Source organism: Acidovorax sp. 106 (assembly GCF_003663825.1).
Taxonomy (GTDB): domain Bacteria; phylum Pseudomonadota; class Gammaproteobacteria; order Burkholderiales; family Burkholderiaceae_C; genus Acidovorax.
Map to the genome: position 1 here is coordinate 768357 of NZ_RCCC01000001.1, position 18058 is coordinate 786414.

General features: G+C 64.6%; 16 protein-coding genes and 1 pseudogene. 11 read left to right on the top strand and 6 right to left on the bottom strand.

Annotation, left to right across the window (positions count from 1 at the left end; all coding sequences use genetic code 11):
- Positions 1-37 precede the first annotated feature (37 nt).
- Positions 38-430, bottom strand: a complete 393-nt coding sequence (locus tag C8C98_RS03380; RefSeq protein ID WP_121453133.1) for a GCN5 family acetyltransferase — start codon at positions 428-430, stop codon at positions 38-40.
- Positions 431-541: 111 nt separating this feature from the next.
- On the opposite strand from C8C98_RS03380, the pseudogene C8C98_RS21965 reads away from it, so the two are divergent.
- The 4 genes and pseudogenes from C8C98_RS21965 to ruvC all read left to right on the top strand — a co-directional run.
- Positions 542-673: pseudogene (locus C8C98_RS21965) on the top strand (IS110 family transposase); the annotation flags it as partial.
- A 71-nt stretch (positions 674-744) separates the two neighbouring features.
- Positions 745-1554: a 1-acyl-sn-glycerol-3-phosphate acyltransferase gene (locus C8C98_RS03385; protein ID WP_121453134.1), complete on the top strand. Its 810-nt coding sequence runs from the start codon at positions 745-747 to the stop codon at positions 1552-1554.
- A 147-nt stretch (positions 1555-1701) separates the two neighbouring features.
- Positions 1702-2694 (top strand): phosphatidate cytidylyltransferase, encoded by a 993-nt coding sequence (locus C8C98_RS03390; protein WP_121453135.1) that lies wholly within the window; start codon positions 1702-1704, stop codon positions 2692-2694.
- A 59-nt stretch (positions 2695-2753) separates the two neighbouring features.
- Positions 2754-3302 (top strand): crossover junction endodeoxyribonuclease RuvC, encoded by a 549-nt coding sequence (gene ruvC / locus C8C98_RS03395; RefSeq protein ID WP_099656490.1) that lies wholly within the window; start codon positions 2754-2756, stop codon positions 3300-3302.
- Between the two features lie 101 nt (positions 3303-3403).
- Here ruvC and C8C98_RS03400 read toward each other — a convergent pair whose 3' ends face one another.
- Positions 3404-3955 carry a CZB domain-containing protein gene (locus tag C8C98_RS03400; RefSeq protein ID WP_233574436.1) on the bottom strand — a complete coding sequence of 184 codons (552 nt, stop codon included), beginning with the start codon at positions 3953-3955 and terminating at the stop codon, positions 3404-3406.
- A 134-nt stretch (positions 3956-4089) separates the two neighbouring features.
- Between C8C98_RS03400 and C8C98_RS03405 the strand changes: the two genes are divergently transcribed.
- A complete protein-coding gene (locus C8C98_RS03405; protein WP_199726541.1) occupies positions 4090-5133 on the top strand; it encodes an LLM class flavin-dependent oxidoreductase in 1044 nt (347 codons plus the stop codon).
- Between the two features lie 20 nt (positions 5134-5153).
- Here the strand turns inward: C8C98_RS03405 and C8C98_RS03410 are convergent, their stop codons facing one another.
- The gene (locus tag C8C98_RS03410) at positions 5154-5903 is read right to left on the bottom strand and encodes an SDR family oxidoreductase (protein WP_121453136.1); all 750 of its coding nucleotides are present in this window, start codon (positions 5901-5903) and stop codon (positions 5154-5156) included.
- 204 nt (positions 5904-6107) lie between these two features.
- Here C8C98_RS03410 and gspF point away from each other — a divergent pair, with 204 nt between their 5' ends.
- The 3 genes from gspF (at position 6108) to C8C98_RS03425 (ending at position 8913) form a co-directional block, all read left to right on the top strand.
- Positions 6108-7340 (top strand): type II secretion system inner membrane protein GspF, encoded by a 1233-nt coding sequence (gspF, locus tag C8C98_RS03415; RefSeq protein WP_121453137.1) that lies wholly within the window; start codon positions 6108-6110, stop codon positions 7338-7340.
- Positions 7341-7362: 22 nt separating this feature from the next.
- A complete protein-coding gene (locus C8C98_RS03420) occupies positions 7363-8295 on the top strand; it encodes a 5'-nucleotidase (RefSeq protein ID WP_121453138.1) in 933 nt (310 codons plus the stop codon).
- Between the two features lie 210 nt (positions 8296-8505).
- On the top strand, positions 8506-8913 hold the full coding sequence (locus C8C98_RS03425) for an EF-hand domain-containing protein (RefSeq protein ID WP_199726542.1): 408 nt from the start codon (positions 8506-8508) through the stop codon (positions 8911-8913).
- A 31-nt stretch (positions 8914-8944) separates the two neighbouring features.
- Here the strand turns inward: C8C98_RS03425 and C8C98_RS03430 are convergent, their stop codons facing one another.
- The 3 genes from C8C98_RS03430 to C8C98_RS03440 form a co-directional block, all read right to left on the bottom strand.
- Positions 8945-9376, bottom strand: a complete 432-nt coding sequence (locus C8C98_RS03430; RefSeq protein WP_099656496.1) for a hypothetical protein — start codon at positions 9374-9376, stop codon at positions 8945-8947.
- 158 nt (positions 9377-9534) lie between these two features.
- Positions 9535-10053 carry a DUF1854 domain-containing protein gene (locus tag C8C98_RS03435; protein WP_121453140.1) on the bottom strand — a complete coding sequence of 173 codons (519 nt, stop codon included), beginning with the start codon at positions 10051-10053 and terminating at the stop codon, positions 9535-9537.
- A 15-nt stretch (positions 10054-10068) separates the two neighbouring features.
- A complete protein-coding gene (locus C8C98_RS03440) occupies positions 10069-12381 on the bottom strand; it encodes an ABC transporter ATP-binding protein (RefSeq protein ID WP_121453141.1) in 2313 nt (770 codons plus the stop codon).
- A 188-nt stretch (positions 12382-12569) separates the two neighbouring features.
- On the opposite strand from C8C98_RS03440, the gene cphA (C8C98_RS03445) reads away from it, so the two are divergent.
- From cphA (C8C98_RS03445) to C8C98_RS03455, 3 genes are all read left to right on the top strand, one after another.
- Positions 12570-14804 (top strand): cyanophycin synthetase, encoded by a 2235-nt coding sequence (cphA, locus tag C8C98_RS03445; protein ID WP_121453142.1) that lies wholly within the window; start codon positions 12570-12572, stop codon positions 14802-14804.
- A 126-nt stretch (positions 14805-14930) separates the two neighbouring features.
- The gene (gene cphA, locus C8C98_RS03450; protein WP_121453143.1) at positions 14931-17510 is read left to right on the top strand and encodes a cyanophycin synthetase; all 2580 of its coding nucleotides are present in this window, start codon (positions 14931-14933) and stop codon (positions 17508-17510) included.
- Entirely contained in the window at positions 17507-18046 is a 540-nt protein-coding gene (locus C8C98_RS03455) for a CreA family protein (protein ID WP_233574437.1), read from the top strand. Before cphA (C8C98_RS03450) ends, C8C98_RS03455 begins: the two co-directional genes overlap by 4 nt.
- The last annotated feature ends 12 nt before the right edge of the window (positions 18047-18058 follow it).

Below are 18058 nucleotides of genomic sequence, written 5' to 3' on the forward strand. Positions count from 1 at the left end.
GGCTCTTGCTGTTGAGATGGCATCCATATACGAGTTGCTAAGCATTACAGCTTGCCGCAATGAAGGCCTCAATCTCGCCTGCGCGGCGAGGACCGGACTCCAACCACTCCACGCGCCACTCAGCAATGCGCTCTCCTTTTTCATGGATAAGGGTGCCGGGGCTAGGCTCGTTAATCCATTCACGCTGGCGGATGAGAACCAAGGGCTCCTCCGAGCCTGGGGTGTCTTGTGAAAATGCCAGCGCATCTTCGTACGCGCTGAAGGCGCAGTAGTAATCGTCGCCTTCACACTCGTCTGGGGCGACGCGCTCAGGATGACACCAGACCCGATACTCAAGAACCTCATCAAAGAAGTAACCCCCGCCTGATTTGCTTAAAACTGGGTACTCCCCGACAAGCTCCGGATCAACGGCGACTGGAAATTGACTCATGCTCTTCTCGATGCGTAACGAATGAAAAGGACTTTCACACCCCGAGTGCCCCGCGCAATTGAGAGATAAGGCATCTCACTTGTTTGTTGGAAGGGAAGGGCCATCACTGCCATTGTCACCATCGGAATCGATCAGGCAAAGAATGTCTTTGCTGTGCAGGGCGTTGATGCCACAGGCAACCCGGTATTTTTGCGTCCCAGTACGCCGCGAGCCCAGTGGCTCGAACTCATCGCAGCACTTCCGCACGCGCCCGCCTGAACTGCCCCATCCCAACCATTAGATCGGTGCCGCGCCTGCCCCGTATCATCCCCGCCATGCTTGCCAAGTTAATGAGTTTCCTTTTGCTGGGCGTGGTGCGGTTCCTCACCGGCTCCCAGGCGCGTTGGTATGGTTGCCCGCCCAAGGCGGAGCAGCGCATCTACTTTGCCAACCACCAAAGCCATGCCGACATGGTGCTGATCTGGGCGGCGCTTCCGGAGGAATTGCGCAGCATCACGCGCCCGATTGCGGCCAAGGACTATTGGACCAAGACGCCGTTCAAGCAGTGGATCACCACGGCGGTGTTCAACGCGGTGTATGTGGACCGGCAAGCCAGCCCGGCACACCCGCCCAGCGCAGCCGCCGCGTCTTCAGCCGTCCCCGCTGTGGCCGATGCCGCGCAGGCCACAGCAGCAGTGACAGTGGCAGTGCAACTACCTAGCACCGAGGCCGAAACCGCCGCCGCTGGTGGCCCCGACCCGGCGCCCGATGCGCTGCCCCGTGAGCCGAGCCCCGAGGAACTGCGCGCCGCGCTGCCCGAGGGAGATCCGCTGACGCCGCTGGTGCGCGCGCTGGAGAGCGGTGACTCGATCGTGATCTTCCCGGAAGGCACGCGGGGCCATGGCGATGAGCCCCAGCCGTTCAAGTCCGGCCTGTTCAAGCTGGCGCAGATGTTTCCCAACGTGGTGCTGGTGCCCGCGTGGATCAACAACGTGCAGCGGGTGATGCCCAAGGGCGAGGTAGTGCCCGTGCCCATCCTGTGCTCGGTGACGTTTGGTGCGCCGATTGCGCTGGAGTCTGGCGAAGAGCGCCGCCCCTTTCTCGACCGTGCCCGCCGCGCTGTCATGGCCCTGCGCGAGGTTTGAAATGAAGCCCCCCCTGAGTCGCTTCGCGCCTTCCCCCCCGAGGGGGGACGACGCCCTCGCTGCAGGGCGGCCTTTGCTCGGCGTCCCCGGCAGGGGCAGCGCCCACCACAAAGGCAGCATTGAATAGGCCGGAATGGGATTCTTGGAATGAATAGTTTTTTGCGCAACCTCAGCACCTCGCAGCAGATCGGTGCCTTGTTCATCGTCATGTTTGGCGTGCTCTCGCTGGCCACCCTGTGGGGCTTTGCCAAAACGCTGCGCGAGCATGCCAGTGACGACCCGTTGGCCGATGCGCGCACGCAGGAGGCCAAGCGTTTCTGGGGCCTGATCAAAACCTCGTGGATGATGGCCACGGTGTTCTGGATTGGCTGGGCTCTGGGCGATACGGTGGCCACGGTGCTGTTTGCCATTGTGGGTTTCTTCGCGCTGCGCGAGTTCATCACGCTGTCGCCCACGCGGCGCGGCGACCACCGCAGCCTGGTGCTGGCCTTCTTTGTGGTGCTGCCGCTGCAGTTCACCATCGTGGGCAGCAAGATGTTTGACCTGTTCACGGTGTTCATCCCGGTGTATGTGTTTTTGGCGCTGCCGGTAGTGAGCGCGCTGGCCAACGACCCTGAGCGCTTTTTAGAGCGCAACGCCAAGCTGCAGTGGGGCATCATGGTCTGCGTGTATGGCATGAGCCATGTGCCCGCGCTGCTGCTGCTGGACTTTCCGGGCTACCGCGAAAAGGGCGCCTTCCTCGTCTTCTTTCTGGTGTTTGTGGTGCAAACCTGCATGCTGGTGCAGCACCTGCTGGGGCGGCGCTTTCCGCACAAGCCGGTGGCGCCACAGGTAAGCCAGAGCTTTCAGTGGGCGAGCTGGCTGGCCGGTGTGGCCGCAGGCGGGCTGGCGGGCGGGCTGCTGTCGTTCATCACCCCGTTCAAGCCTGGGCAGGCGCTGGGCATGGCGCTGCTGGCGTGCGTTGCGGGCAGCCTGGGGCATTTGGTGATGAAGGCGCTCAAACGCGACCGGGGCGTGACCAGTTGGGGCATGCAGGGCATGTCGGTCACGGGTGCAGGCGGGCTGCTGGACCGGGTGGATGCGCTGTGCTTTGCGGCCCCCGTGTTCTTCCACTCAGCACGCTGGTACTTCGGGCTTTAAACAAAATTGGCCTCTAGCGCTTATTGAATGAGCGCCAGCAGCTACAAATTCAATAGCAAATGCGCATCTTAGGGATTGACCCCGGCCTGCAGACCACCGGCTTTGGCGTGGTGGACATGGACGGCCACAAGCTCAGCTACGTGGCCAGCGGCACCATCCGCACCACCACCCTCGCGCTGGGCGACTTGCCTGGGCGGCTCAAGATTCTGTTTGACGGCATTACCGAGGTGGCGGCGCGCTACGAGCCCGATGTGGCCTCGGTCGAAATCGTGTTCGTCAACGTCAACCCGCAGTCCACCCTGCTGCTGGGCCAGGCGCGGGGGGCGGCCATCACGGCCCTGGTGGCCAGCAACCTGCCGGTGGCTGAATACACCGCGCTGCAGATGAAAAAAGCCGTGGTGGGCCACGGCCGTGCTGCCAAAAGCCAGGTGCAGGAGATGGTGCGACGGTTGCTGAGCCTGCCCGGCCTGCCCGGTACCGACGCGGCCGACGGCCTGGGCATGGCCATCACCCACGCCCATGCAGGCGCCGCCATGGGCCGCCTGGGCGAAGCCGCTACGCTGAACCGGCGCCAGCATGCGATGTACAAAGGGGGACGGAGCTATTGATCCGGCAATTTTTTGCCATCAATCTGCCCGCAGTGCACATCAAATAAGCGCAGGCAGCTCACTTATCAATAGCAAAAATCCCACAAGGCTCTGAACCACGCTCAGCGGCCCAGACCGCGCTTGAGTTCTTTGAGCAACAGCAGCACCTGGTTGGACGCATGGCGGCAGCTGGTGTTGAACAGTTGCTGCGCCTTGAGCTGGTCCCCCGCATGCATGAGAGCAATCACGGCAGCGGCCTGCTGGTGGAAGTACTGGTGGCGGGCCACCAGCATGTCAAACGCCGGGTAGTGGCCCAGCCGCAGGCGCCCAGTTCCGCCCAGCCAGCGCCCCAGGTCACAGCGATCGGCCTGGCAAATGGAATCTACCTGCGGGACTTCGGTGGAGCGGCCTTGCACCAGGTCGTCTAGCTGCATGCGCCACGCCTCATGGCTGCTTATGGCGGCATCCAGGTCCAACTCGGTCATCAGGGTGGCTGCGTACTCGGGGTCCAGCACCAGCTCGCTGCCGTTGTCCTCCATGGCCCAGGTGGTCTCTGCAGTGTCTGGGGCTTGCTCTCGGATTTTGAAAAAACGGCTGAAAAAGCCCATGCCTGGCCTCGGGTTGGTGAACAAAGCGAAGGGCGTTGCGGTGGCGAACACACTTTCGTGAAACATTTTGTATCGCAACCCGTGTTTTGGCTATCAAAAAAATGCACCTCCGTTCGCTTTGGGTGGCAGCAACCCCGACGCGGACAGCGGCTAGTGCAGGCACGCAAGCAGCCCTCGCCGCACAAGCAGACAATGAATGCATGACCCATGCCCACTCCCCCACCCTGCGCCGCCCCGCCCTGTCCATGCTTGATCTGGTCGCCGTGCGCGAAGGCGGCACGGTGGCAGAGGCCCTGAAGATTGCGCTGCGCACCGCCCAGCATGCCGAGACGCTGGGCTTTACCCGCTATTGGCTGGCAGAGCACCACAACATGGCGGGCATTGCCAGCTCGGCCACGGCCGTGCTGGTGGGGCACATTGCGGGGGGCACCTCGCGCATCCGTGTGGGTTCGGGCGGGGTGATGCTGCCTAACCATGCCCCCTTGGTGGTGGCCGAGGCCTTTGGCACGCTGGCCGAGCTGTACCCCGGCCGCATTGACCTGGGCCTGGGCCGCGCCCCTGGCACCGACCCCACCACCATGCGCGCGCTGCGCCGCAGCCGGGTGGAGACGGCCGACGACTTTCCGCAAGACGTGGCCGAGCTACAGCGCCTGCTGGGCCCGGCCGAGCCCGGCCAGCGGCTGGTGGCCACGCCGGGGGCGGGCACCAACGTGCCCATCTGGCTGCTGGGCTCCAGCCTGTTCTCTGCCCAGTTGGCGGCCGAGCGGGGTTTGCCGTATGCCTTTGCATCGCACTTCGCGCCGCGCTTTTTGCACCAGGCGATTGACCTGTACCGCAACCTGTACCGCCCGTCGGCCGCCTGGCCCAAGCCCTATGTGGCCATTGGCGTGCCGCTGATTGCAGCCCCCACCGACGATGAGGCCGAATACCTGGCCAGCAGCACCTACCAGCGCGTGTTGGGCATCCTGACGGGCAGCCGCATCAGCCTGCAGCCTCCCGTAGAGGGCTTTGCGGCCCGGCTGCAGCCGCAAGAGCGCGCGGCGATTGGCGACTTTCTGGCGGCCGCCGTGATCGGCGGGCCAGACACAGTGCGCGAAGGCCTGGCCCGGCTGGTACAAGACACGGGAGCCGACGAGCTGATCCTGGTGTGCGATGTGTACGACCCAGCGCTGAGGCTGCGTTCGCTGGACATTGCGGCCCAGGCGCACGCCAGTTTGGCTGATCACACAGCCGCCCTGGCCTGAGCCAAGCCTGCCAAGTCCGCTCAGCGCGCCAGATAGCCGCCATCAACGGGGTAGTACGCCCCGGTGACAAACGAGGCTTTGTCCGACGCCAGCCAGGTCACCAGCTCGGCTACCTCCTCGGGCTGGCCCAGCCTGCCGATGGGGTGCGAGGCCACCAGCATGGCCTGCACGGCGGCGTTGGCCTCCAGTCCGCTGATCATGGGGGTGTGGATAAAGGCCGGACCCACGGCATTGATGCGCACGCCTTGGGCGCTGTACTCCAGCGCGGCAGCCTGGGTCAGGCCCACCACCCCGTGTTTGGCGGCCGTGTAGGCCGGTGCCGTGGCAAAACCCACAGCGCCCAAAATGGACGCCATGTTGACGATGGCGCCGCCCCCGCCCTCCAGCATGGCGGCGATCTGGTACTTCATGCCGTAGAACACGCCCGAAAGGTTGATGTTGATGACCTGCGCCCAGCCGTCCAGCGGGTAGTCTGCTGTGGGGGCCTGCGGGCCGCCAATGCCGGCGTTGTTGCAGGCCAGATCCAGCCGCCCATAGTGCGCCACGGTGCGCTGCACCAGGGCTTCGCTGTCGGCGGCGCTGCCCACGTCGGCGGCCACAAACAGCGCATCGCCCCCTTGGGCACGCACCAGCGCCACAGTCTCCTCGCCCGCAGCGGTGTTCACATCGGACACCACCACCTTGGCGCCCTCGCGCGCCCACTGCAGAGCAATGGCGCGGCCAATGCCTGACGAAGCCCCGGTCACAAGTCCCACTTTGCCTTTGAGCATGAATCACTCCCTGGTGTTTGACTGACATGGCCTGCAGCCCTGTGCCGCAGACACAGGGGGCATTGTGAGACTTCGGTAGGAATCTCGATGTGCGCTGGCGCCCAGAACCACGCCGCGTTCACACCAAGCGGCTACCATCGTGGGCGTTGCAGCGCCCTGCACTGCAACGTCCCTTGCCCACTGACACCGCTTGCCACCCGATACATGCCCGCTTTTTCATTTGAAGCCCTGGACGCCCAGGGCCAGACCCGCAAAGGCCTGCTGGAGGCCGACACCGCCAAGTCCGCACGCGGCATGCTGCGCGCCCAGGGGCTGGTGCCCATGTCGGTGGAGCTGGTGCAAACAGGACAAAACACCGCAGGGGGCACCAGCGCGCTGGGGCAGCGCCTGTTCACCCGCCCGGTGTTTGGTGCCACAGCGCTGGCGATCTGGACCCGGCAGTTGGCAGGTCTGGTGTCTTCGGGCCTGCCGCTGGAGCGGGCACTCACCGCGCTGAGCGAAGAGGCCGACGACGACCGACAAAGCCACCTGGTGGCGGCACTGCGTGCCGAGGTGAATGCGGGCTCGACCTTTGCCCGGGCGCTGGGGCAACACCCACGGGAGTTTTCTGACATCTACTGCGCAGTGATTGGCGCAGGCGAGCACAGTGGCGACCTGGGCATGGTGCTCGAGCGCCTGGCCGACGACCTGGAAGACCGCCAGGCCCTCAAGGCCAAGCTCATCGGCGCGGCGCTGTACCCGGCCATCGTGACGGTGGTGGCCATCGTCATCGTGCTGTTTTTGGTGGGATACGTGGTGCCCCAGGTGGCCAGCGTGTTTGCGGGCACCAAGCGGGCGCTGCCGTTTCTCACGGTGATGATGCTGACCATCAGCGACTTGGTCCGGCACTACGGCTGGTTGATGCTGATCACTCTCATTTTGATAGCTTCTGGCGCTCGCTGGGCGCTGACTTTCGAGTCTTTTCGTGAAAAGTTTGACGCCGCCTGGCTGAACCTGCCCGTGGTGGGCAAGCTGGCACGCGGCTACAACGCCGCCCGCTTTGCAGGCACGCTGGCCATGCTGGCAGGCGCCGGGGTACCCATCCTGAAGGCACTGCAGGCCGCCGCCGAAACACTGAACAACCGCGCCATGCGCGCCGATGCGCTGGACGCACTGGTGCTGGTGCGCGAAGGCGCCCCGCTGGCATCGGCCTTGGCACAAAAAAAACGCTTCCCGGGCTTGGTGTCCATGTTTGCCCGCCTGGGCGAGCAGACGGGGCAATTGCCCCTGATGCTGCAGCGCGCGGCCACACAAATATCAACCGAAGTGCAGCGGCGCTCGCTGCAACTGGCCACCATCTTGGAGCCGCTGCTCATCGTGAGCATGGGCCTGATCGTGATGACCATCGTGCTGGCGGTGATGCAGCCCATCATCGAGTTGAACAAGTTTGTGAAATAAAGCCCCCTCCGGAACTCACACCATGGCCGTAACGCTGGACGACAAACTGGTGGTGGCGATCTCGTCACGCGCGCTGTTTGACTTTGAAGAAGAAAACCGTGTCTTTGACCCGCTGGACCCACGGGCCTACATGGAGCTGCAGCAAGCGCGCCTGCAGGTGCCCGCCAAGCCCGGCGTGGCGTTTCAGCTGGTGCGCAAGCTGCTGGCCTTCAACACGCCCCAGGCACGGCGGGTGGAGGTGGTCATCCTCTCGCGCAACGACCCGGTGAGTGCACTGCGTATCTTTCGCTCGGCCAAGGAGGCTGGGCTGCCGCTGGAGCGCGGCGTGTTCACCCAGGGGCGCGACCCTTTTCGCTACCTGCGGCCGCTGGGCGCGCACCTGTTTTTGTCGGCCAACGAGCAAGATGTAAACGCCGCTTTGGCGCTGGGCTTTCCTGCGGCGCGGGTGCTGACCGAATCGGTGGCCGCCGGGGTGGACTACCCCAACGAGCTGCGCATTGCGTTTGACGGTGATGCGGTGCTGTTCTCGGACGAAGCCGAGCGCGTGTACCAGGCCGAAGGGCTGGCAGCCTTCCAGACGCACGAGATCAGCAAGGCGGCGCTGCCGCTGTCTGGTGGCCCGTTCAAGCCCCTGCTGGCCGCCCTGCACCAGCTGCAACAGCAAGCGGGTGCCTCGGGCATGCGCCTGCGCATTGCGCTGGTCACGGCCCGCAGCGCCCCGGCGCATGAGCGCGCCATCAACACCCTGATGAAGTGGAACCTAGCGGTGGACGAGGCCATGTTTCTGGGGGGCCTCGAAAAAGGCCCCTTCCTGCGCGAATTTGAGCCCGACTTCTTCTTTGACGACCAGACGGGGCACGTCAACTCGGCGGCGCAGCATGTGCCATCGGGCCATGTGAGCAGCGGCATTTCCAATATTCCGGCCCATTCCAGCGCGCCAAGCACCCCGCAATGACCGGGCTCAAGCGATGCGCGCGCCCATGCCATCACGGTAAACGGCGGTGAAGAACTGCAACCTTTGGTGAGCCAGCGGACTCACACGCTTGCAAATGCGTTGCCAAGTCCCAAGCTGCCCTGACGACCAAACCGGAGCGATGGGGTCTGCAGGGCGCCAATGACGCCCACCCGTCCGCAGCCATCCCCCGAATCACCCAGGAGCGCGCCCATGTCTTTTCTGAAAACCTTGATGGCCTGCAGCACCGCCCTGGCATGCAGCCTGGTGCTGGCCCAAAGCCCAGACCCCGCCCCGACAGAAACCAGCACCGCCAACGCAGCCCCCAGCAAGGGCGAGCAAAAGGCCATGCGCGAGTTCAAGATGCTGGATTTCAATGGCGACGGTAAGCTCAGCCGCACCGAGGTCAAGCTGTTCCCCCGCCTGTCAGCAGCGTTTGACGAGGCCGACACCGACCACGACAACTACGTTTCGTACGAGGAAGTGCGCGCCTTTGCCGCCAAATACCGTGCAGAACGCGATCGACAGAAAGCCGCCCAGGCAGCCCAGCCTGCACACAGCCCAACACCGGAACACGCCACGGCCACTGAAAGCGCCAGCGCAGGCAGCAAGGCGGAATAAAACACGGGCCCGGCAAAGCCCCAGGCCTCGGTCAGAGCCCGGCAGTGCGCTTGATCTTGGGGTCGGAGTAAGTCAGCTCTTCTTGCTTGACTTGCTGGGCCAGCCGCTCTTGCTGGGTCATCTTGTTGATGTCCTGCGCCACCTCCACGGCGCTACCGCTGGCGCGCCACATGGACTGGATCAGCTCCAGCAGCTGCTTGTAGATGGGCTCTTTGGGCGGCTCAGGCGGCTCCTCCACCGTTTCCTTCTTCTTGACTTCGGTCCAGTCGCGGTTCTGGGTATCGGTGGCAGACGGCTTGTCAGGCTCTCGCACGGTCGCCCCCTCGCCCAGTCGGTCCGCAGATTCGACGGGATTGGGTGCGTTGATAGGACGCACCGCAGGGGCGCCGGAGGCGCCAGTGGAATACAAATCAGCGCCCTGAGGACGCCAACTCGGCGATCGGTCGACAGGTGGCATTTGCATGGCAGTGGCCCGTGGTGAAGTAAAAACATGCGGTGGCTCTGCCACCTTCTTCGTACTTCATTTCGGCAAAAAGAAGGGCAAATTAAGGTCTTTTTTGCCAATTGGCCAAAATTAAGGGTTAACCCCTAGAAACCACCCACCATCCAGACCATCGCTACTTACAAGAAGCGCTCCAGTAACTTGCGCGAATGCTTGTCCAGCGCCGTGGTATCGGGCACCTTGAACTGCCCCCCCTCGCCCGCTGCAATCAAAAGCCGGGTACGACCCGCCAGGCGGCGAATGTCTTCTTCGGCCTTGAGCACCAACCGGGCGGCGCCTCGGTCGGTCTGCACATCCCAGGTACTGGGGGTTGAAAAACTAGACACTGCAATGATTTTTTCGATAGTAGGCACAAACTCCCGCACCGCCAACTCTTCTTCAAGCAATTGGCGCTGGGGGGCTGGCAAGGTGTCCAGTCGATCGATCCATTGCAGTTCATGCCCATCTGCGCCCACCAGGGACAAGCCTTCATGGGGCGCAGCAATAGGGAACGCGCGCACGGGCACCACGCCCTCATGGGCAGTGCCGTCGGGCAAGGTGAGCACCAAGCGGCCATGGGGGTTGCGGTGCAATTGCCCCGAGAAAGCGGTGGATGGAGCTAAGGATGGAGCGACAGGGGAAGGGGTCTGAGCAGTCATGGTTCTTCTTCTGTCTCAAGGGTTGCCCGCAGGGTGGGCGGGGTGCAGCAAGCTGCTGTCAATGATCACACCTGCGGCCTGGGCGTCTTCTTCGGCGCGGCGGGCCTGGGCTTCATACAGGCGCCAGTAAGCGCCCTGCTTTTCCATCAGTTCGTCGTGTGGCCCCACTTCCACGACCTCGCCACGGTCCATCACCACCAGGCGGTCCGCCTTGCGCAGGGTAGACAGGCGGTGGGCAATGGCAATGGTGGTGCGGCCTTGCACCAGGTTGTCCAGCGCCTTCTGGATTTCCTTCTCGGTTTCCGTGTCCACCGCCGAGGTGGCTTCGTCCAGGATCAGGATGCGGGGGTCGATCAGCAGCGCACGGGCAATCGAGATGCGCTGGCGCTCACCGCCCGACAGGCCCTGGCCGCGCTCACCCACCAGCGAGTCGTAGCCGTGCGGCAGGCGCAGGATGAATTCGTGCGCATGGGCCGCGCGGGCGGCCGCCACGATTTCTTCACGTGTGGCGTGGGGTTTGCCGTAGGCAATGTTCTCGGCGATGGTGCCAAAGAACAGGAAGGGTTCCTGCAGCACCAGACCGATGTGGCAACGGTAGTCGGCCACCGCAAAGCGGCGGATATCGATGCCATCGACCTGGATGGAGCCATCGCTGACGTCATAAAAGCGGTTGATCAGATTGACCAGCGTGCTCTTGCCCGAGCCGCTGTGGCCCACCAGGCCGATCATCTCGCCCGCGCGGATCTCCAGGTCCAGCCCCTTGATAACGGCACGGCTGCCATAGCGAAAGCCCACGCCCTGCATGGTGATGGAGCCCTCCACCTTGTCCACCTTCACAGGCTGGGCCGGGTCGGGCACATTGCTGACGTGGTCCAGGATGTCAAAAATGCGCTTGGCGCCAGCGGCAGCCTTTTGCGTCACGGACACGATGCGGCTCATCGAATCCAGCCGACCATAGAAGCGCCCGATGTAGGCAATGAACGCGGTGAGCACACCCACCGTGATCTGGTTGTGCGACACCAGCCAGATGCCAAAGGCCCACACCACGAGCAAGCCGATTTCAGTGAGCAGCGAAACGGTGGGAGTGAACAGGCTCCAGGTCTTGTTGAGCTTGTCGTTGACTTCCAGGTTGTGCTGATTGGCATCGCGAAAGCGCTGGGCCTCGCGCTTTTCCTGTGCAAAAGCCTTCACCACGCGGATGCCGGGAATGGTGTCGGCCAGCACGTTGGTCACTTCAGACCACACGCGGTCGATCTTCTCAAAGCCTGTGCGCAAACGGTCGCGCACGGTGTGGATCATCCAGCCAATGAACGGCAGCGGCACCAACGTGACCAGCGCCAGCCACGGGTTGATGGAGAAGAGGATGGCCGCCGTCATGCAAATCATGAGCACGTCGGTCACGAAATCCAGCGCATGCAGCGACAGGAACACGTTGATGCGGTCCGTCTCCGAACCGATGCGAGCCATCAGGTCGCCCGTGCGTTTGCCGCCAAAGTAGTCGAGCGACAGGCGCAGCAGGTGCTCGTACGTGGTGGTGCGCAGATCCGCACCAATGCGCTCGGACACCAGCGCGAGGATGTAGGTGCGCGCCCAAGACAAGCCCCAAGCGGCCAGCGCCGCCAGTAGCAGCCCCCCCAGATACACCATCACCACTGCGGGATCGATTTGCTGACCGTTTTGGTAAGGAATCAGGATGTCGTCCATCAGCGGGATGGTGAGGTACGGCGGCACCAACGTGGCGGCGGTGGACGCCATCGTCAGCGCAAAGCCTGCCGCCAATTGCTTGCGGTAGGGCCGCGCAAAGCGCCACAGCCGCAGCAGCACCCAAGTGGACGTTTGCGGGGGCTGAGCGCGTGCGCAGGCCGGGCACTCTTCGGTGTCGGGCGGCAACGGGGTGTGGCAGATGGGGCAGGCGGGGTCGTCAGCCTCTTGCTCGGCGCTTGCCGGGTCCGCCGCATACGCCAGCTGCTGCTCAAATCGTTGCACCAGACGCAGCGCCTGCGGGTGGTTGCCCAGCGTGAATCGCCAGAACGACAAGCGCTTTTCGGGGCTGTGCAGCTCCAGTGTGCCCACGCCGCCGTGGTCTTGCATCTTCAGTGACAGCCCCTCTCCCACCGCCCAGGTTTGCCAGGTGGTGGAGCCCGCATCGCAAGCGATCAGGCGGTTGGCGGTCACGACCACCCAGCCCTTGGCAAAACGCAAATCCACGCTCAGGTCAACCTGTAACGTAGCCAACACGTTTTCTTGGGGCGCGAGCATGGCCCGCAAATCGGCCCCCAAAGGGCCAGAAAAGACACCCGAGGCGTCTACAGAATGGTGATGTTGCATATTCTTTGTTTTTCAGCAGTCCACAGTCCAAAACTGCAGCCTGTGCAGATGCGGGAATTTTGACCGAAACCCAGGCCGCCAACGAAAGCTGACACTTACATCCCACCTTCCCGCCAATTTCCAGCCCAACCGGGCGCACAATTGCAACCCTGTCCGGCCCGTCCGGTGTCTCTGAACCGCTCCGATCCATGGCAAAAATCGACGACATCCAACTGCTTCGCATCAACTACCTGCGTGGCCCCAATATCTGGACCTACCGCCCCGTGCTGGAAGTCTGGCTGGACCTCGGGGTTCTGGAAGACCATCCCTCCAACGCTCTGCCTGGTTTCAACGACCGCCTCACCGCCTGGCTGCCCGCCCTGATTGAGCACCACTGCGGCGTTGGCGAACGCGGCGGTTTCTTGCAGCGCCTGCAAGAAGGCACCTGGTGCGGCCACGTGCTGGAGCACATCGTCATTGAACTGCTGAACCTGGCGGGCATGCCCACCGGCTTTGGCCAAACACGCAGCACCTCGGCGCGCGGCGTGTACCGCATGGTCTTCCGTGCCCGTGACGAAAGCGTGGCGCGTGTGGCGCTGGCCCAGGGCCATGCGCTCATCATGGCAGCCATCAACGACGAACCCTTTGATGTGCAAGCCGCCGTGGCCCGCGTGCGCACCGAGGTGGACGACCAGTACCTTGGCCCCAGCACCGCCTGCATCGTCACCGCCGCCACCGACCGGGGCATTCCCCACATCCGCCTGAACGACGGCAATCTGGTGCAATTGGGCTACGGCGCCAGCCAGCGCCGCATCTGGACGGCCGAGACCGAGCGCACCAGCGCCATCGCCGAAGGCATCGCCAGCGACAAAGACCTCACCAAGAGCCTGCTCAAGGCCTGCGGCGTGCCCATCCCCGAAGGCCAGGTGGTCAACAGCCCCGAAGAAGCCTGGGAAGCCGCCCAAGACATCGGCCTGCCCGTGGTCGTCAAGCCGTCTGACGGCAACCACGGTCGGGGCGTGACGCTGGACCTGCGCAAGAAAGAAGACATCGAAGCCGCCTACCACGTGGCTTACCCCGAGGGCAGCGATGTGATGGTGGAGAGCTTCATCCCTGGCGACGAGCACCGCATCCTGGTGGTGGGTGGCAAGGTGGTGGCCGCAGCGCGCGGCGAGGTGGTCAGCATCACTGGCAATGGCCGCTCCACCGTCAAAGAACTCATCGACACCCAGCTCAACTCCGATCCACGCCGTGGCTACGAGGAAGAGTACCCGCTCGAAATCATCGACCTGGCCACCGACACCAAAGTACTGCTGGAACTCAAGCGCCAAGACCTCCAAGCCGACTCGGTGCCCGCCGCAGGCCGCCAAGTGGTGGTGCAGCGCAACGGCAACGTGGCGGTGGACTGCACCGACGACGTGCATCCCGAGGTGGCCTACATTGCCCAGCTCGCCGCCAAGGTGGTGGGCCTCGATATCGCTGGCATCGACATGGTGGCCAAGGACATCTCCAAGCCACTGCACGCCCAGGGCGGCGCGATTGTGGAAGTGAACGCAGGCCCCGGCCTGCTGATGCACCTCAAGCCCGCTGTGGGCGCGCCGCGCCCTGTGGGGCAGGCGATTGCAGAGCACCTGTTCCCTTCCGAGGAACACCAAGAAGGCACGGCAGGCCGCATCCCCGTGGTGGGCGTGGCGGGCACCCGTGAGACGGCCACCATTGCCCGCGTGGTGGCATGGCTGCTGCACCTGGGCGGCCACCACACCGGCCTGGCCTGTCGCGATGGCCTCTTCCTGGACCGCCGCCGCGTCGAATCTGCCGACAGCGCCCACTGGGAAGCCGCCCACCGCCTGCTGATGAACCAGATGGTGCAAGCCGCTGTGATAGAGAACGACGCCCGCACCATCTTGCGCGATGGTCTGGCCTACGACCGCTGCAAGGTGGGCGTGGTGACCGACATGGATGGCCTGGGCGCGCTGGCCGAATTCGATGTGCATGAGCAAGACCAGATGACCAAGGTGCTGCGCACCCAGGTGGATGTGGTGCTGGACGACGGCGCTGCCGTGCTCAACGCCGCCATCGACCAGGTGGCAGCGCTCGCCCCGCTGTGCGATGGTGCGGTGGTGCTGTATGCACAAAACCCTGATTTGCCCGCCATCGTGGAGCACCGCGCCAAGGACAACGGCCGCGCCGTGCTGGTCAAGAACGGGCGCATCGTGCTGGCCACAGGCACTGCAGAACATGTGCTGGGCACCCTGGGCGAGTTGACCTTTGGCCGAAACGCCGTGGTGCCCAACACCGACGCCTTGCTGGCCGCCATTGGCGCGGCCTGGGCGCTGGACATTGCCCCCGACCTGATCGGCGCGGGCATCAAGACCTTTGAGCCCGAACTGCACGCCCCGGTCAGCCCCCGCCCCACATCGGTGACGACGCTGGACACCCACTGACCCGGCCCCACAACCCCTTGGGCGCAACAGCCGCCCAGGCCACCCCAACCTTCTTGTTGCACGCGATGACACCAGAGCACACTTCGCACCGCACTGCGCTCTGACGGAACATAGAGAGAAAAATTCATGGACGTAACCCGCACCCGGGCCCTGCGCGGCCCCAACCTCTGGAGCCGCCACATGGCCATCGAGGCCTTGGTGGCCTGCAGCGAGACCGAACGCGCCATTGGCAAGATCGCTGGTTTTGAAGCGCGCCTGCGCGCACTGTTTCCGGCCATCGGGATGCTGCACCCCGAAGGCGGCGACAGCGACATCTCGCTGGCGCATGTGCTGCAAACCGCCGCCCTGGCCTTGCAGGCGCAGGCCGGTTGCCCCGTGACATTCGCCCGCACCACCGCCACCACCGATGTTGGCGTGTACCAGGTGGTTGTCGAATACAGCGAAGAAGCCGTGGGCCGCAAGGCGTTTGAAGATGCGCAGCAGCTCATCCAGGCCGCGCTGGGCAACGGCAGCTTTGACGCCGAAAAGGCCGTGGCCGACCTGCGCGAGCTGGACGAAGACGAGCGCCTGGGCCCCAGCACGGGCTCCATCGTCGAAGCCGCGGTGGCCCGTGGCATCCCTTACCGCCGCCTCACACGCGGCAGCTTGGTGCAGTTTGGCTGGGGTTCCAAGCAACGCCGCATCCAGGCCGCAGAAGTCGACTCGACCAGCGCCGTGGCCGAATCCATCGGCCAGGACAAAGACCTGACCAAGCGCCTGCTGCATGCTGCAGGCGTGCCTGTGCCGCTGGGCAAGCCGGTCGAAACGGTGGAAGAAGCCTGGGAAGTGGCCCTCAAAGTAGGCCTGCCCGTGGTGGTCAAGCCGCAAGACGGCAACCAGGGCAAGGGCGTGACGGTGAACATCACCGACCGCGCCCAGCTGGAAGAAGCCTACAAAAACGCCGCCGACTATGGCACCGTGATGGTCGAGCGCTTCTTGCCTGGCCACGACTTCCGCCTGCTGGTGGTGGGCGACCAACTGGTGGCCGCTGCCCGCCGCGAGCCGCCCCAGGTGCTGGGCGACGGCGTGCACACGGTGCGCCAACTGGTGGAAGTGGTGAACCAAGACCCCCGCCGTGGCGAGGGCCATGCCACCTCGCTCACCAAGATCCGCCTCGATGACATTGCCGTGGCCCGCTTGGCCATGCAAGACCTGACCCCTGACTCCGTGCCCGCCAAGGGCCAGCGCGTCATCCTGCGCAACAACGCCAATCTGTCCACCGGCGGCACCGCCACCGACGTGACCGACGACGTGCACCCCGACGTGGCCGCCCGCGCCATTGCAGCCGCCCAAATGGTGGGCCTGCACATTTGCGGCGTGGACATGGTGGCCGAGACCGTGCTGCGCCCGCTCGAAGAGCAAGGCGGCGGCTTTGTGGAAGTGAACGCCGCCCCCGGCCTGCGCATGCACCTGGCCCCCAGCTACGGCAAGCCCCGCAACGTGGGCCAGGCCATGGTGGACCGCCTCTACGCCCATGGCGATGATGGCCGCATCCCCACCGTGGCCGTGACTGGCACCAACGGCAAGACCACCACCGCACGCCTGATTGCGCACCTGTTCACCGCGCAGGGCCTGCGCGTGGGCATGACCAACACCGACGGCGTGTATGTGAACGGCCGCCAGATCGACAGCGGCGACTGCAGCGGCCCCAAGAGTGCCCGCAACGTGCTGCTGCACCCCGAGGTGGACGCCGCCGTTTTTGAAACTGCCCGTGGTGGCATCCTGCGCGAAGGCCTGGGGTTTGACCGCTGCCAGGTGGCCGTGGTGACCAACATTGGCGAAGGCGACCACCTGGGCATGAACTACATCACCACGGTGGAAGACCTGGCGGTGGTCAAGCGGGTGATCGTGCAGAACGTCGCCCCCACGGGCTATGCTGTGCTCAACGCCACCGACCCCATCGTGGCGGCCATGGCATCGGCCTGCCCCGGCAAGGTGATCTATTTTGCGCTGGACCGCCACCACCCCGTGATGGCCACGCACCGCGCCCAAGGCCACCGCACCGTGTATGTGGACGGCGACGCAGTCGTGGCGTCCGAAGGCTCGTGGCGCGAGTCCATCCACCTGCGTGATGTGCCCATCACGCGCAACGGCCGCATTGGCTTCCAGGTGGAAAACGTCATGGCCTCGGTGGCTGCGGCCTGGGCAGCAGGCGTGCCCTGGCAGACCATTCGGCGCGGCCTGTCGGGCTTTGTGAACGACAGCGACAACGCCCCTGGCCGCTTCAACGTCATGGACTACCGCGGCGCCACCGTGATTGCCGACTACGGCCACAACCCCGATGCCATGCGCGCCCTGGTGCAGGCCGTGGACGCCCTGCCCGGCAACCGCCGCAGCGTCGTCATCAGCGGCGCGGGTGACCGCCGCGATGAAGACATCCGCGCACAAACCGTGATCCTGGGCGCCGCCTTTGACGAAGTGATCCTGTACCAGGATGCTGCCCAGCGCGGCCGGGGCGACGGCGAGGTCATGGCGCTGCTGCGCGAAGGCCTGGCGGGCGCCAGCCGCACAAAGCATGTCGAAGAAATCCGGGGCGAGTTCGTGGCCATTGACTATGCCCTGGCACGCCTGCAACCGGGCGACCTGTGCCTGGTGCTGGTGGACCAGGTGGAAGAAGCCCTGGCCCATCTGGCACAGCGCTGCACCGAAACCGGGCCCGCCGCATGATGCCCCCCACCGCCTTGCGCCGCCTGGCGCGCAGCACCGTGGCAGCACTGGCCCTGCTGGCGCCTTTGGCGGGCGGCCTGCTGGTGGCCACAGCCCCCAGCGCCGCCCTGGCCGCATCGGGCGAGAAAATTGGCACGGTGGACACCGCCTTCCAATGGATTGGCCGCGACCACGACATCATTGTAGAAGCCTATGACGACCCCGGCGTGCAAGGCGTGACTTGCTACGTATCGCGGGCGCGCATCGGCGGCATCAAAGGCACGCTGGGCCTGGCCGAAGACCGCGCCGAGGCCTCCATCGCCTGCCGCCAGGTGGGGCCCATCAGCATCCCCGAACCGCTCAAGAAGCAAGAAGAAGTGTTCAGCGAACGCATGTCCATCTTGTTCAAGCGCCTGCGCATCGTGCGCATGGTGGACGCCCCACGCAACACGCTGGTGTACCTGACGTATTCCGAAAAGCTCATCGACGGCTCGCCGCAAAACAGCCTGACCGCCGTGCCCGTAGACCGAGCCACAGCCATCCCCGTGCGCAAGTAGGCCGCCAGCCTC